This window comes from Komagataeibacter saccharivorans, from assembly GCF_004348195.1.
Classification (GTDB): Bacteria; Pseudomonadota; Alphaproteobacteria; order Acetobacterales; family Acetobacteraceae; genus Komagataeibacter; species Komagataeibacter saccharivorans.
The window spans coordinates 2,380,596-2,404,978 of record NZ_CP036404.1 but is presented as its reverse complement, the minus strand read 5'-3'; the positions used below and the strand labels follow the sequence as shown (position 1 = coordinate 2,404,978).

23 protein-coding genes and 1 tRNA gene are annotated in these 24,383 nt (G+C 62.9%); 10 read left to right on the top strand and 14 right to left on the bottom strand.

The genetic code is table 11. The features are described 5' to 3' along the window. Positions 1 to 56: 56 nt before the first annotated feature. The 5 genes from efp (at position 57) to KSAC_RS11025 (ending at position 4,418) form a co-directional block, all read left to right on the top strand. Complete coding sequence (gene efp / locus KSAC_RS11045; protein WP_102325191.1) at positions 57 to 623, top strand: elongation factor P; 567 nt, start codon at positions 57 to 59, stop codon at positions 621 to 623. A 99-nt stretch (positions 624 to 722) separates the two neighbouring features. Next, the gene (locus KSAC_RS11040; protein WP_162900519.1) at positions 723 to 1,544 is read left to right on the top strand and encodes an inositol monophosphatase family protein; all 822 of its coding nucleotides are present in this window, start codon (positions 723 to 725) and stop codon (positions 1,542 to 1,544) included. 69 nt (positions 1,545 to 1,613) lie between these two features. After that, positions 1,614 to 2,375 (top strand): OmpA family protein, encoded by a 762-nt coding sequence (locus KSAC_RS11035; protein ID WP_110547497.1) that lies wholly within the window; start codon positions 1,614 to 1,616, stop codon positions 2,373 to 2,375. Positions 2,376 to 2,387: 12 nt separating this feature from the next. Then, positions 2,388 to 3,434, top strand: a complete 1,047-nt coding sequence (locus KSAC_RS11030) for a flagellar motor protein MotA (protein WP_102325188.1) — start codon at positions 2,388 to 2,390, stop codon at positions 3,432 to 3,434. A 21-nt stretch (positions 3,435 to 3,455) separates the two neighbouring features. Continuing rightward, positions 3,456 to 4,418: a peptidoglycan -binding protein gene (locus tag KSAC_RS11025; RefSeq protein ID WP_132305415.1), complete on the top strand. Its 963-nt coding sequence runs from the start codon at positions 3,456 to 3,458 to the stop codon at positions 4,416 to 4,418. 243 nt (positions 4,419 to 4,661) lie between these two features. Here the strand turns inward: KSAC_RS11025 and KSAC_RS11020 are convergent, their stop codons facing one another. From KSAC_RS11020 to KSAC_RS11010, 3 genes are all read right to left on the bottom strand, one after another. Continuing rightward, positions 4,662 to 5,306, bottom strand: a complete 645-nt coding sequence (locus KSAC_RS11020) for a tetratricopeptide repeat protein (RefSeq protein ID WP_243705206.1) — start codon at positions 5,304 to 5,306, stop codon at positions 4,662 to 4,664. Positions 5,307 to 5,362: 56 nt separating this feature from the next. Next, positions 5,363 to 5,488, bottom strand: a complete 126-nt coding sequence (ykgO, locus tag KSAC_RS11015; protein WP_003617324.1) for a type B 50S ribosomal protein L36 — start codon at positions 5,486 to 5,488, stop codon at positions 5,363 to 5,365. Between the two features lie 98 nt (positions 5,489 to 5,586). After that, on the bottom strand, positions 5,587 to 6,522 hold the full coding sequence (locus KSAC_RS11010) for a hydrogen peroxide-inducible genes activator (protein WP_102325186.1): 936 nt from the start codon (positions 6,520 to 6,522) through the stop codon (positions 5,587 to 5,589). A gap of 264 nt (positions 6,523 to 6,786) precedes the next feature. On the opposite strand from KSAC_RS11010, the gene KSAC_RS11005 reads away from it, so the two are divergent. Both KSAC_RS11005 and KSAC_RS11000 read left to right on the top strand, forming a co-directional pair. Continuing rightward, positions 6,787 to 6,863 (top strand) — tRNA-Asp (locus KSAC_RS11005). A gap of 144 nt (positions 6,864 to 7,007) precedes the next feature. After that, positions 7,008 to 8,105 carry an NADH:flavin oxidoreductase/NADH oxidase gene (locus KSAC_RS11000; RefSeq protein ID WP_132305413.1) on the top strand — a complete coding sequence of 366 codons (1,098 nt, stop codon included), beginning with the start codon at positions 7,008 to 7,010 and terminating at the stop codon, positions 8,103 to 8,105. A gap of 24 nt (positions 8,106 to 8,129) precedes the next feature. Here KSAC_RS11000 and KSAC_RS10995 read toward each other — a convergent pair whose 3' ends face one another. The 11 genes from KSAC_RS10995 to tkt form a co-directional block, all read right to left on the bottom strand. Further along, on the bottom strand, positions 8,130 to 8,957 hold the full coding sequence (locus tag KSAC_RS10995; protein WP_132305411.1) for a fructosamine kinase family protein: 828 nt from the start codon (positions 8,955 to 8,957) through the stop codon (positions 8,130 to 8,132). Then, positions 8,954 to 9,427, bottom strand: coding sequence for a low molecular weight protein-tyrosine-phosphatase (locus tag KSAC_RS10990; protein WP_110547500.1), 474 nt, complete (start codon positions 9,425 to 9,427; stop codon positions 8,954 to 8,956). Before KSAC_RS10990 ends, KSAC_RS10995 begins: the two co-directional genes overlap by 4 nt. Further along, entirely contained in the window at positions 9,428 to 9,997 is a 570-nt protein-coding gene (locus KSAC_RS10985) for a gluconokinase (protein WP_165927316.1), read from the bottom strand. Further along, positions 9,994 to 10,698, bottom strand: coding sequence for a ribose-5-phosphate isomerase RpiA (rpiA, locus tag KSAC_RS10980; RefSeq protein ID WP_102325181.1), 705 nt, complete (start codon positions 10,696 to 10,698; stop codon positions 9,994 to 9,996). The genes KSAC_RS10985 and rpiA overlap by 4 nt, the downstream gene beginning before the upstream one ends. Positions 10,699 to 10,796: 98 nt before the next feature. Continuing rightward, on the bottom strand, positions 10,797 to 11,546 hold the full coding sequence (pgl, locus tag KSAC_RS10975) for a 6-phosphogluconolactonase (RefSeq protein WP_102325180.1): 750 nt from the start codon (positions 11,544 to 11,546) through the stop codon (positions 10,797 to 10,799). Then, positions 11,539 to 12,369, bottom strand: a complete 831-nt coding sequence (locus tag KSAC_RS10970) for a Cof-type HAD-IIB family hydrolase (RefSeq protein ID WP_102325179.1) — start codon at positions 12,367 to 12,369, stop codon at positions 11,539 to 11,541. The genes pgl and KSAC_RS10970 overlap by 8 nt, the downstream gene beginning before the upstream one ends. A 27-nt stretch (positions 12,370 to 12,396) precedes the next feature. Further along, complete coding sequence (locus tag KSAC_RS10965) at positions 12,397 to 13,224, bottom strand: Cof-type HAD-IIB family hydrolase (RefSeq protein ID WP_110547503.1); 828 nt, start codon at positions 13,222 to 13,224, stop codon at positions 12,397 to 12,399. A 4-nt stretch (positions 13,225 to 13,228) separates the two neighbouring features. Then, positions 13,229 to 14,758, bottom strand: a complete 1,530-nt coding sequence (zwf, locus tag KSAC_RS10960; protein ID WP_132305409.1) for a glucose-6-phosphate dehydrogenase — start codon at positions 14,756 to 14,758, stop codon at positions 13,229 to 13,231. A gap of 155 nt (positions 14,759 to 14,913) precedes the next feature. Beyond that, positions 14,914 to 15,915 (bottom strand): phosphogluconate dehydrogenase (NAD(+)-dependent, decarboxylating), encoded by a 1,002-nt coding sequence (gene gnd, locus KSAC_RS10955; RefSeq protein ID WP_102325176.1) that lies wholly within the window; start codon positions 15,913 to 15,915, stop codon positions 14,914 to 14,916. 119 nt (positions 15,916 to 16,034) lie between these two features. After that, positions 16,035 to 18,893: a bifunctional transaldolase/phosoglucose isomerase gene (locus KSAC_RS10950; protein ID WP_132305407.1), complete on the bottom strand. Its 2,859-nt coding sequence runs from the start codon at positions 18,891 to 18,893 to the stop codon at positions 16,035 to 16,037. A gap of 111 nt (positions 18,894 to 19,004) precedes the next feature. Then, a complete protein-coding gene (gene tkt / locus KSAC_RS10945; RefSeq protein ID WP_102325174.1) occupies positions 19,005 to 21,116 on the bottom strand; it encodes a transketolase in 2,112 nt (703 codons plus the stop codon). Between the two features lie 376 nt (positions 21,117 to 21,492). On the opposite strand from tkt, the gene KSAC_RS10940 reads away from it, so the two are divergent. From KSAC_RS10940 to hisC, 3 genes are all read left to right on the top strand, one after another. Then, positions 21,493 to 22,518, top strand: coding sequence for an MBL fold metallo-hydrolase (locus KSAC_RS10940; protein WP_132305405.1), 1,026 nt, complete (start codon positions 21,493 to 21,495; stop codon positions 22,516 to 22,518). A gap of 97 nt (positions 22,519 to 22,615) precedes the next feature. Beyond that, the gene (locus KSAC_RS10935) at positions 22,616 to 23,170 is read left to right on the top strand and encodes an ankyrin repeat domain-containing protein (protein WP_132305403.1); all 555 of its coding nucleotides are present in this window, start codon (positions 22,616 to 22,618) and stop codon (positions 23,168 to 23,170) included. A gap of 88 nt (positions 23,171 to 23,258) precedes the next feature. Beyond that, positions 23,259 to 24,329 (top strand): histidinol-phosphate transaminase, encoded by a 1,071-nt coding sequence (gene hisC / locus KSAC_RS10930; protein ID WP_132305401.1) that lies wholly within the window; start codon positions 23,259 to 23,261, stop codon positions 24,327 to 24,329. Positions 24,330 to 24,383 lie beyond the last annotated feature (54 nt).

Genomic DNA, 24,383 nt, shown 5'->3' with positions numbered 1-24,383 from the left:
CCGGGGACGCTAGAAGCCGAACCGCCATACTTCCCACAACCATTACAGGGACCACCATGAAGCAGCAGGCAAACCTGATCCGCGCCGGACAGGTTATTGAGCACGACGGCCGTCGCTGGACGGTCCTGAAGCAGCAGATCATCACCCCGGGCAAGGGCGGCGCGTTCATCCAGGTGGAAATGCGCGACCTCAAGACCGGTAACAAGACCAACGAACGCTGGCGCACCGCCGACACCGTTGAACGCCTGATGACCGAGGAGAAGGAATACACCTACTCCTACATGGACGGCGACAACATCGTGCTGATGGACCCCGAGACGTTCGAACAGCTTCTGCTGCCGCTGGAACTGCTGGGCGATCAGGCTCCGTTCCTGCAGGACAACATGACGCTGGTCCTGAACCTTGTCGAAGGCGACCCGGTCGGTGTTGTCCTGCCCGCGCAGGTCACGCTTGAGGTGGTCGAGGCCGATCCCGTGGTCAAGGGCCAGACGGCAAGCTCGTCCTACAAGCCCGCGCGCCTGTCCAATGGCGTCAAGACCATGGTGCCCCCCTTCATCGAAGCGGGTGAGCGCATCGTGGTCCGCACCGAGGACAGCACCTACGTCGAGCGCGCCAAGTCCTGACCACCCACCGGCCGGTGCGGGTCGTCCCGCGCCAGCCACTTTTCCAGACCCCTACCTTCATCCCACCGCACGAACCAGACAGGACCGATCACCGTGGCAATGCGACTCTCTCCCCATATGACGGTGATGCAGAACGCTGCCCAGAAGGCTGCACGCCGTCTTCTGCGTGACTTCAACGAAGTCGAGCAGCTTCAGGTCAGCATCAAGGGCCCTGGCGATTTCGTGTCGCAGGCCGACCTGCGGGCCGAAACCACCATTCACGAGGAACTGGCCCGCGCGCGCCCCGGCTATGCCTTCCTGATGGAAGAAAGCGGTGCGTCGGGAAGCGAAGGCTGGACGTGGCGCTGGGTTGTCGATCCGCTGGACGGCACGACCAACTTCCTGCACGGGCTGCCGCACTGGGCCATTTCCATCGGCCTGCAGCGCCGCCTGCCCGATGGCACGATCGAGATCGTGGCCGGTCTGGTCTACAACCCCGCCGCCAACGAAATGTTCTGGGCCGAAAAGGGCGTGGGCGCCTTCCTCAACGATCGTCGCCTGCGCGTCTCCGCCCGTCGTTCGATGCAGGAATCGCTGTTCGCCACCGGCATCCCGTTTGCGAAGGTTTCAGCCCGCAACCGCCTGTCCTTTGCCCGCACGCTGGGCGCGCTCATGCCACAGGTGGCCGGCATCCGCCGATTCGGCGCAGCGGCCCTCGACCTCGCATGGGTCGCGGCAGGCCGGTATGACGGTTACTGGGAACTGGGCATCAAGCCGTGGGACTGCGCCGCCGGTATCCTGCTGGTGCGTGAGGCCGGTGGTTACGCCACCAATCCCGCGGGCGAAGACCTGAACGACCTGCCCGCGTCGATCGACGCGGTGGTGGGCAACCCGCACCTGCACGCCCAGTTGCGCGAACTGGTCGCCAGCAGCATCGACTGAGGCCAATGCTGCAACCGGCCTGTTTTGCCGATTGCAGCATCCCCCGTCCCCCGGTAGCCTGCCGGGGCAATGCAGCATCTATCCCTTCCCTTCTTCCGACGTTCCCTGCATGGGCTGGCCCTGCTTGGTGTCGCCACATGCGGGCTGTGCGGTCTGGCTACGCCCACGCATGCGCAGGTTACGACCAGCAGGAGCGCGCTTGATGCCCTTGGCGCGCCCCAGCATCCCGCAGCCACCCCGCATGAGGGTGGCACAACCGCGACCGCAACGGGTCCGGGCGGGGATGTACCGGGCAGCCATGCCCCCGCAAGCGCCATAGCCTCCCCTGCCGCCCTTGCATCGCTGCCACCAATCGCCACGAAGCCGCCTGACAATCCCGTGCTCCGGCCGCCGGAACTGCATGTCCCGCAGCATCCCTTCCCGCCCCCGCCGGAGGTCAAGGCCAATCCTGATGCCCGTGGACGCGCGGAGCGGATTCCCGGCGGCACGCGCCTGCACTTCACCAGTCAGTCGGCGGACATGAATTCCCGCATGATTACGGCCCTGCAAACATTTGCCACAGTCATGGCGAAACTGCCCGACCAGCATGTGATCGTGGCCGCGTATGGCGAGGGACGGCAGGATGATCCGTCCACGCCCCGCCGTGTTGCGCTGTCGCGCGGGCTGGCGGCGCGTTCGGTGCTGATCCATGCGGGCGTGGCCCCCACGCGCATCTATGTCCGCGCCATCGGCCTGCCCGATGAAAACGCACATGGTGCGGGCGCGGATTGTATTGACGTCACCCGTTCCGGTGTGGTGGCCTCGGACACTACAGGTTCATCTGCGCATTAAGGAAATCACTGCGTGACACGTCCGACGACCTATCTTGTACGGGTTCTGCTGTTTCTTCTGGCGGTCGGGGGTGTCACAGCCCTGCTTTCCTCCACACTTTATCAGGCATTCTGCAACAATCCCTATCTCGACGGGCTGATCGTCGGCATCCTCCTGCTGGGGATCGGGTGGAACATCACCATGATCCTGCGCCTGGTGCCCGAGGTCCGATGGGTCAACATCCTGCGTCATCCACGTGACGGACTGACGACACCGCCGCCACCGCGCCTGCTGGCCCCGATGGCATCCATGCTGGCAACGCACGAGAAGGGCCGCAGGCTGACCCTGTCCGCCCCGGTCATGCAGTCCCTGCTGGACAGCCTGTCCGCCCGCCTGGACGAAGGACGCGAACTGTCGCGTTACCTGACGGGGCTGCTGATATTCCTTGGCCTGCTGGGCACGTTCTACGGCCTGCTGCTGACCGTGGGGTCCATTGCGGATGTGATCGGCAACATGAGCGTGGGCAGCGGCGACATGAACGTCATGTTCGACCAGCTCAAATCCGGTCTGGCCGGACCGCTGCATGGCATGGGCACGGCGTTTTCGGGGTCCATGTTCGGGCTGGCGGGCGCGCTGGTTCTGGGCTTTCTGGACCTGACGGCAGGACAGGCGCAGACCCGGTTTTTCAACGAACTGGAAGAATGGCTGGCCAGCATCACGCGCCTGTCTGCCGGCGGGCTGCAGGTTGGCGGCAGTGACGCGACGGTTCCCGCCTATGTGCAGGCACTGCTTGAGCACACGGCCGAGAACATGGACAAGCTTCAGGTCCTGCTTTCACGCAGCGAGGAGACACGCGCGCAGGAACACCGCCTGCTGACCGCGCTGAACGACCGGCTGGTGCAGATGACCGACAGGAGTGGTGAAGACCACCTGCAGGGCATCGAATCCCTTCTGGCGCGGCTGGTACAGGAATCGGCGGCGGGACGGGAGCAGATGGTGACAGACATCCGCAATGACCTGCGCCTGCTCGCGCGCACCATTGCTGCCAGCGCCCCCGGAAAGAACCCTTCCGCCTCCTGACCGCATATTAAGGTTCATCCCATGGCGCGCCGCTCCCGTCGCTCGATCCGTTCCGAACTCAACGCCTGGCCCGGCTATGTCGATGCGCTGTCAACGCTGCTGATGGTCATCATCTTCGTGCTGCTTGTTTTCGTGCTGGGGCAGGCTTTCCTGTCGGTAGCACTGAACAAGCGCCAGCAGGCGCTGACCCAGCTTGAACATGAAGTTGCCAAACTGGGGCAGATGCTCTCGCTCGAGCGCAGTCATACCAGCGCGCTCCAGCATGAGGTCGCAGGTCTGCAGAAAACCCATGAGGCGGACGCCGCGACCGCAACATCCCTGACCGCGCAGCTTAACCAGCAGACCAGCGAGCGCGACAACGCGCAGGCCCGCGCCACCGCGCTGGATGAGCACGTCGCCCAGCTACGCCAGCAGCTCAGCGCGCTTTCCACCGCGCTGGATGTGACGGAAAACGACGTGCGCGAGCGCGACAGGAAGATTGACGCGCTTGGCATGCAGCTCAATGTCGCGCTGGCGGAAAAGGTGGAACAGCTACAGCATTACCGTTCCGAATTCTTCGGGCGGCTGCGCGACGTGTTGCAGGGCCACAAGGGCGTGCAGATCGTAGGCGACCGCTTCGTATTCCAGAGCGAGGTGCTGTTCCCCCCCGGCGGGGCCGAGCTGTCACCCGAAGGGGTGAAGGAGATCAGGATTCTGGCGCAGACCCTGCGGCAGATCGCGCAGCAGATTCCGTCTGACGTACCATGGATACTGCGCGTGGACGGCCATGCCGACCGTCAGCCGATCCACACCGCCTTCCCCAGCAACTGGGAACTGTCATCCGCCCGCGCCATCACGGTGGTCAAGCTGCTGATTGCGGAAGGGATCGATCCGCACCATCTGGCCGCAACCGGCTTTTCGGATTACCAGCCGCTGGACCACGGCACGACACAGGAAGCCTTTGCCCATAACCGGCGCATCGAATTCCGCCTGACGGATCGCTAGGGGCGATCATACAGCCGTCTTTCGGTCCAGAACTGATCGCCAGTCGGTTTCTTTTGGGGCGTGGGGTAGATGCCGGACCGGATGCACGGTTCGGGTCCTGCGCTCTTCCAATGGATGTGATCCGCGGCACCCATTGGTGAATCTTTTTTCAAAAAGCTTCAGGCAACACCGCCTTTTTGAAAAAGACCCGTCCAAAAACTTCTTCTATTTTTTATCGACGGATTGTTTGAGGGCCGCTTTTACTCAGGTCGGCTGACCAAAGGCCTTCAGGCGCAGGCGTTCAGTTTCATGGGCGGCATCGGGCGTTGTGGGATCAAGTTCCACCACATGCTGCCATGCCTTCCACGCCGCCAGCCAGTCGCCGCGCTGCTGCTCGGCATTCACAAGAATCTTCCACGCCATGATATCGCGCCCGTCATGATGCAGCGCCACGCCCAGATCCGCCACGGCGCCATCAGGATTGGCCGCCGCCAGACGCGCCTGCGCACGGTTGCGCCACAGCACTTCCACATCGGGCTGAAGCAGCAGGGCATCATCCATGTCCTGCGTCGCATCCAGCGGGCGCTGGGCGTTCAGGTCATCCTGCGCGCGACGCAGCAGCAGGGTGGTGGTGGGGGCCAGATCCTTTATGCGCAACTGCTCGATCCGCCCCAGCAGATCACGTGCGGCCTGCACGCTGGCCGCATGCGCCAGTTCCGTTTCCAGCCCGTCAATTCCCGTACCGGCCTGCTGCCGGCTACTGGCATAACCGCGGGCCGGTGGCCCTGCATGCTGGCCCAGATCATGGGGCGGGGTCACATCGGCGGCCTGCGCGGGTAACAGACCGGCGGCAACAAGCAGGGGTACGCACGAAAAGCCACGTAAACAGGCTTTTAAAAACCTGTCCACGCAGCTTTGCGGCTGTCTGAAGAAAATGCTGACGGACAAAACGCCGTCCGGCACAATCAGCCCTGACGGGCCTTCATGCGCGGGTTCTTCTTGTTGATGACATAGACCTTGCCACGGCGACGGACCACGCGGCAGTCCTTGTCGCGAACCTTTGCCGATTTCAGGCTGTTTCTGATTTTCATGATCCGACCCTCGACTAGCGGCGGAATACCGCCAAAGAGGCGCCCGAATACCCCTGCCTGCGCCAAGAGTCAACTCCATGGCCGGATTCTGGTGGTTTTTATAGCAGCGAATTCGCCTCCGGGATGGAATCGGGCACGAAAAACGGGGCGATGGTATGAAAATCCGTCGCACGTGGCGAACGCGGCCGCCATGCAAGCCCGATGGTGCGCCACGCCTGCGCCCCCGTTACGGGCCTGACCGCCAGAAGCTGCCCGTCCAGCAGGGGAGAATCGACCGCAAGCTGCGGCACCAGCGCCAGCCCCATGCCCGCGGCCACCATTTCCAGCATTGTGTAAAGGGACGTCACCGCACAGGTGGCATCCTCCCCGTTCTGGCTCCAGCCACGCACCTGACGGCACATGGCCAGCGTCTGGTCGCGCAGGCAGTGCCCGTCCTCCAGCATGATCATGTTTTCATGCACGATGCTGTCCACCGGCACCGATGGCAGTTTCGCCAGCGGATGGTCACGCGGCATGACCAGCATGAACGGGTCGCGCCACAGGGGCAGCGTCTCGCTATCATCACAGTCGCAGGGCATGGCCAGCAGCACCAGGTCCAGCCTGCCCAGCGCCAGCTTTTCCATCATGTTGTGGGTCATGTCCTCATTGAGCGAAAGCCGGAGCTGCGGATAGGCATGCGGCAGCCGACGGACCAGCGAGGGCAGGACAAACGGCCCGATGGTGGGAATGACGCCGATGCGCAGCAGTCCGCTCATCGGTTCGCGCGCCGCCACGGCTACGTCCAGCACGCCCTGAAGGGCATCAAGGGCAATACGGGCGCGGGCCAGCACCTTGTCCCCCAGCGGGGTGAACACGACCTTCTTGCCGACATCGCGGTCAAGCAGCCTTGCATCCATCTGGCGCTCAAGGGCCAGTATCCCGGCTGAGAGCGTGGACTGGGTCACGGCGCAGGCCCGTGCCGCCCGGCCGAAATGACGCAGTTCGGCCAGAGTGACAAGATAACGCAACTGCTGGGCGGAAGGCATCGGCAGCATCGGTAATTCCGATCAGGCATATGTGGATTATTCCCCATCACGATAGCATTACCGTCGGCACGGATACAGGCTGCCAGTCGTAACGCTGCCACCCAGGCAGCCTGCTTCCACACGGAAAGGGCCTGCGGCCGCCCTGCTGCCAGCAAAACGCCCTCAGCATGATGTTCAGGACGTTTTTTTTCGTCTGCCCTGTTGCCATGACGGGACCGGCCTGTTATTTGCCCTTTCACCGAACGGTTGCAGCCCCACGGGGCGGCAGCGGATGCGGGTGTAGCTCAGTTGGTTAGAGCGCCGGCCTGTCACGCCGGAGGTCGCGGGTTCGAGCCCCGTCACTCGCGCCATTTTACGGTGCCCTCCCCACATAATATCTATCTGCCCTGCTGCAGCCTTGCACGGCCCCTGTATGCCACGCATGCCTGACGCATTGCGTCATCTGCCAGACAGGATCAGTCTGTCCGCCATTCCGTGCTGATGGATGCAGAAAAATGACTGATCTCTTTACCCCCTACACACTCAGGGGCACGACCCTGCGCAATCGCATCGTGGTCTCGCCCATGTGCCAGTACATGGCGGTCGATGGTGTCGTGAACGACTGGCATCATGCGCATTACGCGGCGCTGGCGCGGGGCGGCAGCGGACTTGTGGTGGTGGAGGCGACCGCCGTTTCACCAGAAGGACGGATCACCCCCGGATGCCTCGGGTTGTGGAACGATGCACAGGCCGAAGCCTTTCGCCCGCTGATGCGCGCCATGCGTGACGCGGGGGCGGTGCCGGGCATCCAGATTGCCCATGCGGGCCGCAAGGCCAGCGCCAACCGCCCGTGGGAAGGAGACGATTCGATCGCAGCCGATGACCCGCGTGGCTGGGAAACCATCGCCCCTTCGGCCCTGGCCTTTGGCGCGGGACTGCCCAAGGTGCCGCGCGCCATGACGGTGGCGGATATTGCCCGCGTGCGGCAGGATTTCGTGGCGGCGGCGAAGCGGGCGCGCGATGTGGGCTTTGGCTGGCTCATGCTGCATTTCGCCCATGGCTATCTGGGGCAGAGCTTCCTTTCCCCCCATTCCAACCAGCGTGATGACAGTTACGGCGGCAGCCTTGAAAACCGTGCGCGGTTTCTGGTGGAAACCCTGCTGGAAGTACGCGCCATCTGGCCGGAGGACCGCCCGCTCAGCGCACGGCTTGGCATGATCGAGTTTGATGGACAGGACGAACAGACACTTCAGGACGCCATCACGGTTGCCAGGATATTTCGCGAATCCGGACTGGATTTTCTGGATGTCAGCATCGGCTTTTCAACACCGACGGCGAAAATTCCGTGGGGACCGTCCTTCATGGCCCCGGTTGCGCGCCGTGTCCGTCAGGAAAGCGGCCTGCCGGTCGCCACAAGCTGGTATCTGGGCAATGCGCAGACCATTGACGGGCTGATCCGCACGGAACAGATCGATCTGGCCATGATTGGCCGCCCCCTGCTGGAAAACCCGCACTGGCCTTACGCCGCTGCCCGCGCGCTGGGCCGTGAGGACGCCCCATGGGTCCTGCCCGCGCCCTATGCCCACTGGCTGTCGCGCTACCGCTCCCTTTAGGCCAGATCAGGCGGGATTGCGCCTTCAGGCGCGTCCCGCACCCGCCACATCGAGATAATGCGCCACCAGCGGCATATAGGTCGCGCCAAAGCGGCGCAGATGCACAAGCGCGATCCACAGCCGGTAGATGGCGAAACGCACTTCATACCCCGCCTCAACACCGCCATGGGCCGTGTAGAAAGCGGCGCTGGGGCGATCAAATACCCCTGCTGTCGCCAGATCGACCTCCGCATGGCCGTAATGACAGCAGGGGTCGATCAGCCCTGATACCCGACTGCCCGATACCAGCACGTTCCCGCCCCACAGATCACCATGCAGCAGGGATGGAACCGGTTTGTGCGGCAACAGGTCAGGCAGGCGACGCATCAGATTTTCAAGCTGGCGGGCAAGGTCCGGCCCGACATGATCCAGATGCACGCCAATGCGGTGACGTGCCCAGAATTCGGCCCAGTTTTCCGTCCATTCATTGCATACCGCCACGTCCCCGAAGGCATGGTCGGCATGCCAGCCATAACGGATTGTATCCCCCTCGGGCCTGCCGGTATGGACCTGCGCCAGCACCCGCCCCAGATCGTCCCAGCATCCCGACAGCCTGCCATCGGGCGGCAGGTACTGCAGCACAACTGCGTCCTCATCCACCGCCAGAACCTGCGGCACGGGCGCACCGGTCCGGCCAAGGCTGCGGAGCATCGCGGCCTCCTCCACCGGATCGGGACCGTTCTTGACGACAACCTTGCGCCCGTCATTGAGATAGAGGAGCAGCGTCTGCGCCGTGTCCCCGCCCTGCAGCGGATGCCAGTTCCATATCTGCGCCCCCAGCAGGGCAGCGCCGTGGCGGGCCAGACGGGTCATGACCGGCGCTGCAGCTTCCTGACTAGGGCTTCGACCCCCGCCATGACATCCTGCCAGGTCGTGTCAAAGCCGCTGGCGCTGCCGTAATAGGGGTCCACCACATCGCGCCCTTCCATGCCGGGCACGTGATCCATCAGCAGCGAGACTTCCGCCCGGTAACCAGCAGGACGGATGGACAGCAGATATTCCAGATGGCTGGCGTCCAGGGCGATGATATGGGTGAAACGGTCGAAATCGGCCACCTTGACCACCCGCGCACGATAGCCACTGATATCGATCCCGTGCCTGCGGGCCACGGCGCAGGCACGCCGGTCGGGTGGAGCACCTGCATGCCAGTTGCCCGTGCCCGCCGAATCGACCGTGACCGCCAGCCCCGCCTGCCGGGCGGCATGGCGGAAGGCGCCTTCCGCCAGCGGGGAGCGGCAGATATTGCCGGTACAGACGAACAGGACAGCAGGCGACTCGGTCATTTATTCCCGTCCGGCGGCATTGCGTTCAGGAAATTTCTGTTTCAGCAGGCCAAGGGTCTCGGCGATGAGTTCGGCCGGTGTCGCCTCCAGATGCACGACAACGGGATGCTCATCCGCCGTCGGCGGCTCCAGCGTGGCAAGCTGGCTGGGCAGCAGGCTGGCGGGCATGTAATGTCCCCGCCGCCGACGCAGGCGATCGTACAGGGTCGATTCCGGTATTTCCAGATAGACGAACACGATATCCGCAGCCCCGTCGGCCCGCAGCAGGTCACGATAGGACCGCTTGAGCGCGGAGCAGGTCAGGATACCCCCCTGACCCGACTTCACACGATCCAGCAGCCATGTGTGGCAGGCTTCCAGCCATGGCGTGCGGTCGGCATCGGTCAGGGGAATGCCTGCGGCCATCTTCTGCACATTGGCGCGGGGATGCAGCAGGTCCCCTTCCTGATACGGCCAGCCCAGAAGGTTGTGCAGCCCTTCGGCAAGGGTGGTCTTGCCGCAGCCCGAAACCCCCATGACGACCAGCACCAGCGGCCGGATGCCCTGATCCTGCAACCCCGGCCCGGTCATGCCACGCGCAGCCGCTGCAGGCCATCCACCGTGGCAACGATCACTTCCGACGTGCGGCCGATGAACAGCCCGGTCTCGATCACGCCGACAATCCCGTCCAGTCGCCGCTGCAGTTCGACCGAATCGGCAATTTCACCGAAATGGCAGTCGAGGATCATGTTGCCCCCGTCTGTTACGAACACATTGCCGCTGCGGTCCAGGCGCTGGGTCACGCGCGCGCCCAGACCTTCAAGCTGGCGGGCCGTGCTGGTCCACCCGAAGGAGGCGACTTCCACCGGCACCGGCACGCGCGCGCCCAGCCGGTCGACCAGCTTGCTGTCATCCACCACCACGACGAATTTGCGTGAAGCCGCCGCCACGATCTTTTCACGGAACAGCGCACCCCCCAGCCCCTTGATGAGGTTGAGGGAACCGCGTTCCACCTCATCCGCACCGTCGATGTCTATGTCGATCTGGGGATGGGTTGCGAACGTCACCAGCCTGATCCCGTGCGAACGCGCCTGCTCGGCTGAGCGTTCGGACGTGGGAATGGCGCAGAACCGCAGCCCTTCGGCCCAGCGGCGGCCCAGTTCCTCGATCATGAAGGCGGACGTGCTGCCGGAACCCAGGCCGACAACCATACCTTCCGTGACCATGTCGGCCGCTTCGATCGCGGCCTGTCGCTTCAGTTCTGCCCTCGGGTCCGTAGTGTGGGTGGACATGCGCTGTTTCCTCTGCTGCGGGGCATCCCTTTCCCGGGTGCCCCGTCATTCTTATTTGCGTAACGCGTATCCAGGCGGCCAGATACGCTTCTCCGCACTTATTGCCCCGCTGCCGCCTTGTCCATAAGCCAGATGAGTTCGCCTTCGGTTGTGATGTGGCTGGCCGGTTCCGCCGGATCACCCGCGCGCACTTTCGCAAAGGCTTCCTGCTTGCCCGCGCCCGCCAGCATGAACACCACATGGCGGCTGGAATGGATGGCGGGATAGGTCAGGGTCAGGCGCGTATGCGGCGCGTCATCGGGCACGCAGGTCGAAACCCACAGCTTCGTTTCCTTCAGCACCGGCTGGCGGGGGAAAAGCGATGCGGTATGCCCGTTATCCCCCAGCCCCAGCATCACCACATCAAATAGCGGGCGACCCGGTTCAAGCGTGCTGCCGCCATAGACCTTTTCCAGTTCCGCCTGATACGCCGCCGCCGCCTGCACCGGATCGCCCGATGTCGGCATGGGATGCACGTTGGCGGGCGGCACGGGAACGTGGGCCAGCATTTCGGTCTCGACCATGTGGTAGTTGCTGGCCGGATCGCTGTCGGGCACGAAACGCTCGTCCCCGAAGAAGAACTGCGTGTTCGCCCACGGGAAGCGGTCGCGGTAGGCGTCGGATGCAAGGATCTGGTACAGCCGCTTCGGCGTGGACCCGCCCGACAGGGACAGCACGAACGGGCCGTCCTTCTTCGCCAGCGCCTGTTCCGTCAGCCACTTCGCCATATGTTGGGCAATGGCCTCCCCATCGGGGAGGACAACCATCGCGCCCGTTTTCACGTCATGTCCACCGGTCATGTCACGCATCTCCCAGCACGTATTTCTCGATCCCGTTGGCGAACCCTTCCTCCTCGCACGAGGTGGAAACGTATGTCGCCTGCTTCTGCACTTCGGGGCTGGCCTGTCCCATGGCGATCGACATGCCGCTCTTGCGGAACATCAGCACGTCATTGGGCTGGTCGCCCAGTGTCACCATCTGCGCCGCAGGAATGCCCAGCAGGCGTTCCAGCGTCATGACCACGCCGCCCTTGTTCGCATCCCTGTTGGTCACGTCCACATAGTACGGCTGCGACAGGGCTGCCGAAGCCGTATCGCCCAGCGCCTGCTGCAGGTCGTGTTCAAGCCGTTTCATGAGATCGAGGTCATCGCTGACACCGGTGATCTTGACCACCTGATCCAGCTTTTCTTCCACATTGCCGACCACCGGCGGGAATTTGACCGTCCACTGCTCACGCGCCACATGCGCGGCATCGGCATTGGAAACGATCCAGTCATTGCCGTTATAGACCCACGGATCGGCCTTGTGATCGCGGATGATGCCAATGACCTTGCGCGCGGTATCAGCAGGCAGCGTGCGGGCCTCGATCACGGTAAAATCGGGCCGGACCATCATGCCGCCATTGAAGCCTGCGATAGGTTCGGAAATCTTCAGCGGATCGATCACCATCTTCATCCCCTTGGGCGGACGCCCGCTGGTGATGGTGAACAGGATGCCACGTTCGCGCAGGCGTTCGACCGCACGGATGGCACGCGGCGTCAGGATCTTGTCTTTCGTGACCAGCGTGCCATCCACATCCGCCAGCACCAGCCTGATCTGATCGGCCGATGGTTTAACTGCATCCTGTGGCATGTTCTCTCCCTGTCATGTGCCGCGCGTTCATGCGCGGGATAGTACGAAACTTTCCATGGCAAACGCCCATCCGTCCTGCGTGTTGGGCCTTGTCACGAAACGGGCATGGGCCTTCACATTATCCGGGGCGTTGCCCATGGCGATGCTGACCCCGGCTTCCTTCAGCATGGGTATGTCGTTGTTCATATCCCCGATGCATGCCGTATTGCGGATATCAGTATCCAGCAGATGCGCCAGTTCTTTTGCCGCATAGCCCTTGTTCGCGCGTGGATGCGTAATATCAAGGTAGATGGGGGAAGACTGGTGTACGCTCGCCCCCCCGCCCAGCATGGCCGCCAGTTCACGCTCCACGCCCGGCAGGCGGGCGGGGTCCGCCGAAACGCCCATGATCTTGCCGACATCACTGTAATGCCCGGCAAAATCGTCCACCTGCACCGGGGTGGTGCGGACCACCGCGCATTCATGGTGAACCTGTGGCGTATCGGCGCGTCGCACCAGCCAGTCATGGCCGATGAACAGCCACGGCTCGACCCCGTTGGCCAGCAGGAATTCCACGGCCCGGCGGGCAACATCCGCCTCCAGCGACAGGCGTTCGCGGATCGTGCCATCGGGATCACAGATCAGCCCGCCATTCAGCCCGGCTATGGGCGTGCTGATCTTCAGTTCCTTCACGAACTGCATCATCCCGCGCGGGGCACGGCTGCTGACAAGGCTGAGCCGGATTCCCGCGCGTTCCAGATCGCGCGCGGCACTATGGGCGGCGGCTGTGATCTGGCGTTCAGGGGTAATCAGGGTGCCATCGATATCGGATACGACCAGACGGACACCATCCGCCGGGGTAACGGGTATGGACATGGGATTATCCGATCTTCAGCCAGTGGCGGTTGTCGCGGGCCAGCAGGGCGTCGGCTGCGGCGGGCCCTTCGCTGCCCGCGGCATAGGGGGCCAGTGTCCGCCCGTCCTGCCCCCAGTCCAGTATCGGCTGCACGGCCCGCCATCCGGCTTCGATATTGTCCGCGCGCTGGAACAGGGTCGCATCCCCGATCATGCAGTCATAGATCAGGGTTTCATATCCGGTGCTTGGCCCTTCGCTGAACCATTCGGCATAGTCGAACTTCATGCGCACACCGCCCAGCCTGACGGCAGGACCGGGGATCTTGGCTGAAAACTGCAGCGTTACCCCTTCGGTCGGCTGGATATGGATGACCATGATGTTGGGGGTCAGGCTTTCCACCGGCGTATCGCGGAACAGGGCATAGGGCGCGGATTTGAAGTGGATTGCGATTTCCGTCTTGCGTGCCGCCAGCCGTTTGCCCGTGCGCACGTAAAACGGCACCCCGGCCCAACGCCAGTTATCGATCTGGAACTTCATGGCCGCGTATGTCTCGGTCAGGGAATGGGGATCGACCCCCGGTTCCTGCCGGTAACCGGGCACATCCTTGCCGCCCACGACACCAGCCGCGTACTGCCCGCGCACCACGTCCCCCGGCGCCAGGGTGTGGATGGCGTCGAGTACCTTGGTCTTCTCGTTGCGCACCGCATCGGCGTCGAATGAAATCGGGGCTTCCATCGCCGTCATGGCCAGAAGCTGCATGACGTGGTTGGGCACCATGTCGCGCACGGCACCCGTACCTTCATAGAATTTCGCACGCTGTTCCACGCCCACCGTTTCGGCGGCGGTGATCTGTACGTGATCGATGTTCTGGCGGTTCCATAAGGGTTCGAAAAACCCGTTGGAAAAACGCAGCGCAAGGATGTTCTGGACCGTTTCCTTGCCCAGATAATGGTCGATACGATAGATCTGCTGCTCGTCAAGGGTGTTGAGCAGTCGTGTATTGAGCGCAATCGCCGATGGCAGGTCATGGCCGAACGGCTTTTCCACCACCACGCGGCGGAATGTGTTGCGGCCTTCGGTCACCAGCCCGGCTTCACCCAGCCGGTCCACGATGGGTCCAAAGAAACGCGCGGCAACGGCAAGGTAGAAAATGCAGTTCCGCCCACCTATGGCGGCGGCAATATCCTGATAGGTCTGTTCGGTTTCAAAATCGCCCCGTACGTAGCTTATGCGCGGCTCCAGCCAGGTCCATACGTCATTACGCAGGGCCACGGCTTCCGCCCCGCGACGGGCGACGAAATCTTCCAGTGCGGCGTGCATGTTCTGGCGTAGCTGCGCATCGGTCAGATCCGCGCGGTCAACCGCGATGACACTGAAACCGTCATCCAGCAGGTCGGCGCAGGCAAGATTGTAAATGGCGGGCAGCAGGAGGCGGTGCGTCAGGTCGCCGCCGCCACCAAAAATGACAAACGACCCCGGCGGACTGCGTCGGGGGGCATTTTCCCGTCCGGCGTCGTCTACCTGCGAGACCGCAGATGCGATGATATTTTCCATTGCAATACTGTTCCTGAACTGTTTTCCGCCTGTGTTCCTCCTCCGGCTGTTCCGGGCGCAGTCATTTGATTGCTGTCTTGTGTTCTGAAACAGCCGGGGGGCCCGGATACGGATGTATCCGGGCGGACCCGGTCAGTTACCGACCGGGAACAGGGTCAGTTATTGGTGCCTTCGATGTGACCGCCAAAGCCGAAGCGCATGGCCGACAGCATCTTTTCGGCAAAGTTGTTGCCCGTACGCGAACGGAAACGCGTGAACAGCGAGGCCGTGATGACGGGAACCGGCACGGCTTCCTCGATCGCGGCTTCGATGGTCCAGCGGCCCTCGCCCGAATCGGCAACGTCACCCTTGTAGTTGGACAGGTCCGGGTTGCCCGCCAGCGCGCTGGCCGAAAGGTCGAGCAGCCACGACGACACCACGCTGCCGCGACGCCAGACTTCGGCAATGTCCGCCATGTTCAGATCAAAGCGCTGTTCTTCGGGCAGGTCGGTGGAGTTCTTGGACTTCATCACGTCAAACCCTTCCGCGAAGGCCTGCATGATGCCGTATTCGATGCCGTTATGGACCATCTTCACGAAGTGGCCCGAACCGGCGGGACCACAGTGCAGGTAGCCCTGCTCCGCACGGGGATCAAAGCCATCCTTGCCGTCGCGGCCCGGCGTGCGCGCAATGTCGCCAATGCCCGGTGCCAGGGCGGACAGGATGGGATCGATGTAATCGGTCGCGGCCTTGGTGCCGCCGTACATCATGCAGTAGCCACGCTCCAGCCCCCACACGCCACCGGATGTGCCGACATCGATGTAATCGATGCCTTTCTTCACCAGTTCAGCGGCGCGGCGGATATCGTCCTTGTAGAAGGAGTTGCCACCGTCGATCACGATGTCACCCGGTCCCATCAGCGTACCGAGTTCCTGTACCGCCTGTTCCGTCACCTCGCCTGCGGGCAGCATGAGCCAGATCACCTTGCGGCCTGACAGCTTGCCAACCATGTCCTTGAGGCCGGTGGCCGGGGTGGCGCGACCGGCTTCGGCCTGTTCGCACACTTTCGCGGTAACGGCGGAATCGCGATCATAGGCCACCACATCATGACCGTGGCGTGTCAGGCGGATGGAAATATTGCCGCCCATCTTGCCAAGACCAACAATACCGATTTGCATAATCAAACACTCCTGAAGATGGGGTTAAGGCTGTATGCCTACCGCCTTCGTGACCATTTCCCAATGACCGTTATCAAAAACCCGCCCCTCCGGGGGAGGGACGGGTCCGTAAATGTGGATTACACCGCGCGGGCGATATCCTGGGCCAGTTTCTCAAGCCCTGATTTCAGATCGCCATGGATATGGACGCGCAGCACGCGACGCCCCCGTTCGGCCAGTACTTCCATGTCACCACGGGCCTGCGCCTCCTTCACGATGCCGAAAGTGTATTTCTCACCCGGCACGGGCAGGTTTACGGCGTCATCGCATGTGATCTGCAGGAATACGCCGGTGTCGGGGCCGCCCTTGTAGGCCTGTCCGGTCGAATGCTGGAAACGGGGGCCGAATTCCGCCGCCGTCGCCACCTTCAGCGCATCGCGCAGGCCAAGGCGGACCGTCTGTATCCATTCCCGCGTTGCGGTATCACGGTCGATATAGGCCAGCAGGGCCACGTAATCACCCGCCTTCGCACGGGCGAAATGGGCCTTCAGGATCGCATCCGCCGACGTACCGCCCTTCAGCGCCGCCGCGTTTTTCGGATCGGCATAGAAGGCAAACGGGCCATCCTTCGCAAACGGCTCGTACGGCGGCAGCTTGCCGGTTTCGTTATAGGCGGTGGTGATCTTCTTGGTTTCGATCTTCGACGCCTCGACATCGGGCTGGTTGAAGGCGTTGATCCCGATGATCGAACCCGCAACAGCGGTCGCGAATTCCCAGCGGAAGAACTCTTCCAGCACCTGACGGCGTTCGTGCAGTTCGATGGTCACGACCGGCTCACCCGCTTCGGCCAGCGCCGCGAAGGCCGCATCCTGCTTCGGGCAGGGATCTTCAGCCAGACGCAGGTAAATGAAGACCCGGTCCTTGCCATACACGTCGGGCCTGCCGATGGTCTCGTCATCGATGGGGATCAGGCCGCGGCCTTCCTTGCCCGTCGATTCCGCCAGCAACTGCTCCAGCCATGCCCCCATGTCGTAAATGCCGGGGGATGCGATGATGGTCACCTTGTCGCGCCCGAAATCGCGCGCGGCCACACCCAGCACGCTGCCCAGCACCACACCGGCATTACGCGCGGGCGGGACGGAAGCGGCGCATGACTTTTCGCCATACAGGGCGGATTCCAGCAGCAGCCTGAGCGGCAGGCCAGCGATGGCGGCGGGCACCAGCCCGAAATCGGACAGCACGGAATACCGGCCCCCGATCTGCTTTTCGCCATAGAAGATTTTCCAGAAACCGTCCTTCTTCGCCACGTCTTCCATGTGCGATCCGGGATCGGTCACGGCAACGAAGTGAGATCCGGCCCTGTCCCCCAGAACCTTCTTCGCTTCATCGAAGAAATAGGCCTTGAGGATGTTCGGCTCCAGCGTGCCGCCCGACTTGGACGAAACGATGAACAGGGTCTTGGAAATATCGATCTTTTTTTCGAAATCACGGATCTGCTGCGGGTCCGTGCTGTCGAGGACATACAGGTGCGGGAAGCCTTCATGCTTGCCGAATGTCTGGGCCAGCACTTCCGGGCCAAGGCTGGAACCACCCATGCCCAACAGCAGCGCATCGCGGAAACCGCGTGCTTTCACTTCCGCCTGGAATTCCTCGAACTTCGACAGGGCTGCAATCTGGTCATCGGTGATGTCCAGCCATTTCAGCCAGCTTGCCTCATCCTGACCGGTCCACAATGTTGCGTCCCGGTTCCACAGGCGACGCACCTTGCCCGCCTTGCGCCATTCCTCCAGTTCCGCATCAACGGCCTTGTGCAGATCGGCAGGCAGCTTCAGTGCCGTGGACGTAACCTTCTTGCCAAGGAATGCCGCCTGCTTGGCCGCGACCGACCCCAGCAGGTCGTCAAACGCATCCGCGAAGGAGGCGACACCTTCATCAACCAGCGTCGTGGTCACGCCATCGAGGTCAAGGCCCAGACGTTCAGCTTCCGCCAGCACCTTACGTGCGCCAGCCACATCCTGCGTCAGGGTTTCAGCCACCTTGCCGTGGTCACGGAAGGCATCGAACGTGGCAGGCGGGATGGTGTTGACCGTCTCCGGCCCGATCAGGCCATCGACATACAGCACGTCGCTGAAGGACTTGTCCTTCGTACCGGTGCTGGCCCACAGCAGGCGCTGCGGATGGGCACCGGCATCGGCCAGCTTCTTCCAGCGCGGGCTTGCCGTCACTTCCTTCCAGTATTCATAGGCCATCTTGGCGTTGGCGATGGCGACCTTGCCGCGCAGCGCCTTCAGGCTGGCCGCTTCCCTGTCGCCAGCGGCGACGCGGGTATCGATTTCCTTGTCGATCTTCACATCGATACGGCTGACGAAGAACGAGGCGACGCTGGCGATGCCCTTCACGCTCTCGCCACGGGCGAGGCGTTCTTCCAGCCCGGCGATATAGGCTTCCAGCACTTTTTTGTAGGCATCGATCGAGAACAGCAGGGTGACGTTGATGCTCAGACCCTGCGCGATGGCGGCCTTTACGGCGGGAACGCCTTCGTCAGTGCCGGGAATCTTGATCATGAGGTTGCGGGCATCAACCGCTTTCCACAGACGCAGGGCCTCATGCAGCGTGCCTTCGGTATCGCGCGCCAGATAGGGCGAGACCTCAAGGCTGACATAACCGTCCACGCCCTTCGTCTGTTCATAGACGGGATAGAGCACCTTCGCCGCCGCGCGGATGTCATCAATGGCCAGCAGTTCATACAGCGTGCCCGCATCGACAATCCGGTGTTCCAGCACCGAGCGGATCTGCGCATCGTAATCCGTGCCCTGACCCATCGCCTTCTGGAAAATGGCCGGGTTGGAGGTCACGCCCTTCAGCCCGTCTTCTTCCACCAGTTTTTTCAGGCTGCCATTCTCAGTATAGGAACGCTGGATGAAATCCAGCCAGGGGGACTGATTATACCGGGCCAGTTCCTTTAGCGGATTTTCCCCACCAGATTCACGCGCAGTCATGGCTGTGCTTCCTTTATCTTCCAGCGACGCGAAAGATTTCCTGTCGCCTTACCAGTTCCTCAGAAACAGTGCAGGCAGGACCAAGGGTCCTGCCTGCTTTCGTCGTATCCTCTATTTTCCGGCCTGCCTGCGGGCGGCGGCCACGACGGCCTCCACCGTGAAGCCGAACTTGACTTCCAGCTTTTCCGCCGGGGCGGATGCCCCGAAGCCGTGCATGACGATCGTCTCACCCGCAAGGCCGGTGTAACGGTCCCATCCAAGCTGTGCCGCCATTTCCACCGCCACGCGCGCGGTGACATCCGGCGGCAGCACACTGTCGCGATAGGATTTGGGCTGGGCCTCGAACAGGTCCCATGACGGCATGGAGACAAGGCGTACCTTGATCCCGTCCGCCTTCAGTTTTTCCGCCGCCTTGATGATCAGTCCGACTTCGCTGCCCGTGGCCATAAGGATCACATCGGGACGCCCCTCGCTATCCGCAAGGATATAGGCGCCTTTTGCCAGACCTGTTGCCGGCGCATAGGTCTTGCGGCAGATGGTTGGCAGGTTCTGGCGGCTCAGCGCCAGCACGCTGGGCCGGTCGCGGATCTGGATCAGCGTGCGCCACGCCTCCGCCACTTCGTTCGCATCGCCGGGGCGCAGCACGGTCACGCCCGGTGTGGCGCGAAGCTGGGCAAGCTGCTCGATGGGCTGGTGGGTCGGGCCATCTTCCCCCACGCCGATCGAATCATGCGTGAAGATATAGGTGACCGGCAGCTTCATCAGCGACGACAGGCGGATGGGCGGCTTCATGTAATCGGAAAAGATCAGGAAGCCCGAGCAGTAGGCATGGATGCCATACAGGGCGATACCATTGCTGATCGACCCCATGGCATGTTCACGCACGCCGAAATGCAGGTTGCGCCCGCCATAGGACCCGCCCCATTGCGGCGGCTGGAAATCGCCCGCGCCGTCAAAGGTCAGGTGCGTCTTGGTGGAAGGCGACAGATCCGCCGAACCACCGATCAGCCACGGATAGTTCTTCGCAACCGCATTGAGCACCTTGCCCGAGCTTGCGCGCGAAGCCACACCCTTCGCATCCGTGTCGAATACCGGGATGTCCCTGTCCCACCCTTCGGGCAGGGTGCCCGCGAAGATGTGGTCAAGCTGTGCGGCTTCATCGGGATACCGGGCGCGATAGGCCGCGAACAGTTCGTTCCATGCCTTGCTTGCGGCGGCGCCGCGCGTTGCGATCCCCTGCTGGAAATGCGCTTCGACCCCGTCGGGCACATAGAAGTTCCTGTCTTCCGGCCAGCCGTAGAATTTCTTGGTCTCGCGGATTTCTTCCACGCCCAGCGGCGCGCCGTGGGCTTCCGCCGTGCCGGCAAGGTGCGGCGCACCCCAGCCGATGATGGAATGGACGATGATCAGCGTGGGGCGCGACGTTTCGGCCTTGGCTTCCGCCAGCAGCCGGCGGAAGTCACCCGTATCGTTGGCGTCCTTCAGTTCAAGGACGTGCCAGCCATAGGCTTCGTAGCGCTTGTGCACGCTTTCGGTGAAGGCGAGGTCGGTCGAGCCTTCGATGGAAATGCGGTTGCTGTCATAGATCCATGTCAGGTTGCCAAGCTTCAGATGGCCCGCAATGGATGCGGCCTCGCTGGCTACGCCTTCCATATTGTCGCCATCACCGCACAATGTGTAGATGTGATGGTCAAACAGCTTAAAGCCGGGGCGGTTATAGCGTTCGGCCAGCCATTTTTCCGCAATCGCCATGCCGACGGAGTTGCCGCAGCCCTGACCCAGCGGGCCGGTCGTGGTTTCGACACCGGCGGTATGGTGATATTCCGGATGACCGGGGGTGAGCGAGTCGAGCTGGCGGAACTGCTCAAGGTCTTCCAGCGTCAGGGCCGGGCCGTTGCCCGGCGCCTTCCCCGGACGCACATCGCGGATACCGGCAAGGTAGATCAGCGAATACAGCAGCATCGACGCGTGCCCGATCGACAGCACGAAACGGTCGCGGTTGGGCCATAGCGGTTCGGCGGGATCATAGTTCAGCACGTCGCGCCACAGCGTATAACCAACGGGGGCAAGCGCCATGGCTGTGCCGGGATGGCCGGAATTCGCCTTCTGCACCGCGTCCATGGACAGCGTGCGAATCGTATTGATGCACAGCGTATCGATATTGGCAGGCATGCTGCCGCCTCCTTCTGGTGCCATCGGGGGAGATGTAAACACGGAACGCATAAAAACCGGCCTCCTTACAGCCATGGTTGATATCCGGGTCAGGCCGGGCAGGACACAGGGGGCCGGACAACCTTTCTTGCTCTTCTTTCCGCAACCACCCGCAGCCTGTCGCCCGCAGGCCACAGAATGGGGGACACGGGGCCAAAAGGCTCTTGACGGCACGCACCTTCTCACGACCTTGGGGCCGGAACAAGCCATCTCATCAAGCCGTTACCAGCGCCATTCGTCCCGGTATCCCCTGCCCTGCTTCCCGGTAGTACCAGCGTATGGTCGGTTATCGGGTTGCACGGAGCCGCCAGAGGGGCCGGATTTGACACGACGGCGCGGCCCCTTTCTCCTGTCCATCCAGAACGCGCAGGCACCATGGAGATCGCGCATGAAGCCGCTGCCCCACAGCGATCACACGGACGGAACACGCTTTTTCAACCCGCCTTACCTTCGCCGCGAAACCGCCGGAAGCAGCCGTATCCGGCCACTTTCCATCCTGAAATGGCAGTGGAACCGGCCGAAATCGGACTGGCCTTCATGGATCGAAAATCCCCACCCCATGGGCAACCCGCATGCCGGTGTGCCACACGGCGGCGTACAACTAACATTTATCGGGCACAGCACCTTCCTGATCCGGATGCCCCGTCCCGACGGGACGATAACGACCATCCTGACGGACCCGATCTTCTCACAACGTTGTTCCCCGCTGTCCTTTCTGGGGCCACGACGCGTGCGCGCGCCGGGACGCCAGCTTGCGGATCTGCCGAAGGTGGACATCGTGCTGGTCTCACACGCCCATTACGACCACATGGACCTGCCCAGCCTGCGCGCGCTGGCACGCCGGGGCGACGACCCGCTGGTCATCACACCGCTACAGAACGCCCGTTTCCTGCGTAAGACCGGCCTGCGCCGTATCATGGAACTGGACTGGTGGCAGGCTGTCAGCAGTGCGGGCGCGCAGATCACCTGCACGCCTGCCGTGCATGGCGCGGCCCGCACGCCTTTTGATCACAACAAAAGTCTGTGGGGCGGGTTCATGCTGCGTGACGAAACTGGCCACCAGCTCTTCTTCGCCGGGGATACGGCGCATGGCCGCCACTGGGCGCTGATCCGGGAACGGCTGGGCGCGCCCGATATCGCGCTGCTGCCCATCGGGGCCTATGCCCCGCGCGCGCTCATGGCCAGCGTGCATGCCACGCCCGAGGAAGCCGTATCCGGCCTGCGCGAACTGGAAGCCGGACGGGGAATCGGCATGCATTTCGGCACTTTCCGCCTGACCGACGAACCGATGGATGAGCCGGTCCACCGTCTGGCGCAGGCCCTGCGTGACAGGGGCCTGCCGCCCGATACCATGGGCGTGCTACAGCATGGGGAATGCCGCAACATGACATGGTCCCCACCCGAGCGGGCATGATTGCCCGATGTTCTTTTCAGCCGAACCATCCTATGATGCACCGGCTCCAGGCGGAACGGCCCCCCGTTTTCCGCAAACCGACCAGCGAGACAGGCATATGAGCAATACAACCGCCAGCGACACCCCTGCCGCCGCACCCGAATCCTTCAGCACCGCGGAAATCGAGGCCCTGTTCCTGTCCGCCGCGCGCGACGGGCAGACGGATCTTGTAAACGAATTCCTTTCCGCGGGCATAAACCCCGATACACGCAACGACAAAGGCTACACGGCCCTGATCCTGGCCGCCTATAACGGCCATGCCGAAACCGTGCGCGCCCTGCTGGCCGGTGGCGCTGCCCCCGACCTGCAGGATGACAAGGGGGCGACCGCGCTGGCTGGTGTCGCCTTCAAGGGCGACCTGCCCTGCGCCCGGGTACTCGTGGAATATGGCGCGGGCATCGACATACCCAATTTTGTGGGGCGTACGCCGCTGATCTTCGCGGTGATGTTCAACCGCGATTCCATGGTCCCCTTCCTGCTTGAACACGGCGCCAATCCCGACCTGCGGGACGGGGAGGGAATCAGCGCGCGCATCTTCGCAACACGGCAGGGCAAGACGGCCCTGCTGGCGGCGATGAACCGCACCCCGGATGCTGCCGCCACGCAGGCCTGATCCCTACGCCTTTCCCCCTTTATGCGCCGCCATATCGCGTTATGGTGGCGCATATTTTTTTGCCCCTGTTGATCTGGAATTTTCCCTGATGAGCCGTTTCTGGAGCCCTGTCGTCCACACCCTGACCCCGTATGTACCGGGGGAGCAGCCCAGACTGGCCAACCTGATCAAGCTGAACACCAATGAATGCCCGTACGGCCCGTCGCCGAAGGTCATCGCGGCGCTGAAGGCGGCGGTGGACGACACGCTGCGCCTTTACCCCGACCCGACCGCGCAGGCGCTGTGCGCCACGATCGCGCAGGACCATGGCGTACCAACCGATCATGTATTTGTCGGCAATGGCTCGGACGAAGTGCTGGCCCACGCCTTCCAGGGGCTGCTCAACCACGAAAACCCGCTGCTTTTCCCCGACATCACGTACAGCTTCTACCCCGTCTATTGCGGCCTGTACGGCATCCGGCACGAGACGGTGCCGCTGGATGAGGCGATGCGCATTGACATCACCGATTACCGCAGGCCGTGCGGCGGCATCATCATTCCCAACCCCAACGCCCCCACCGGCATAGCGCTTGACCTGTCCCGTATCCGCGTCCTGCTAGATGAACACCCCGATGCGGTGGTGGTGGTTGATGAAGCCTATGTCGATTTTGGCGCGCAGACGGCGATTTCGCTGGTTACGCAGTATCCCAACCTGCTGGTGGTGCGCACGCTGTCCAAATCCAGCGCACTCGCCGGGCTGCGCGTGGGTTATGCCATTGGCCAGCCTGATCTGGTTGCCGCCCTGACCCGCATAAAGGACAGCTTCAATTCCTATCCGCTGGACCGTCTGGCGCAGGTGGGCGCCATTGCCGCGATCGAGGACAGGGAATGGCTTGCAAAGACCACCGGGAAGATCATAAGCTCACGCAACAGGCTGACCGACAGCCTGGGAAAGATGGGGTTTGAGGTTCTGCCGTCGCAGGCAAATTTCATATTTGCCCGGCACCCGGACCGTGATGCGGCATATCTGGCGTCTGCCCTGAGGGAACGGGCGATCATCGTGCGTCATTTCCGGACCCCGCGTATCGCACAATGGCTGCGCATCAGCATCGGCACCGACGCCGAATGCGATGCCCTGGTAACAGGACTGGCCGACGTGTTTGCGCAGAACGGGGGCTAGCCCCCGGTTCATCACACACTGCACCCGCTGCCCCGCCCACAGGCGGGCTACGGG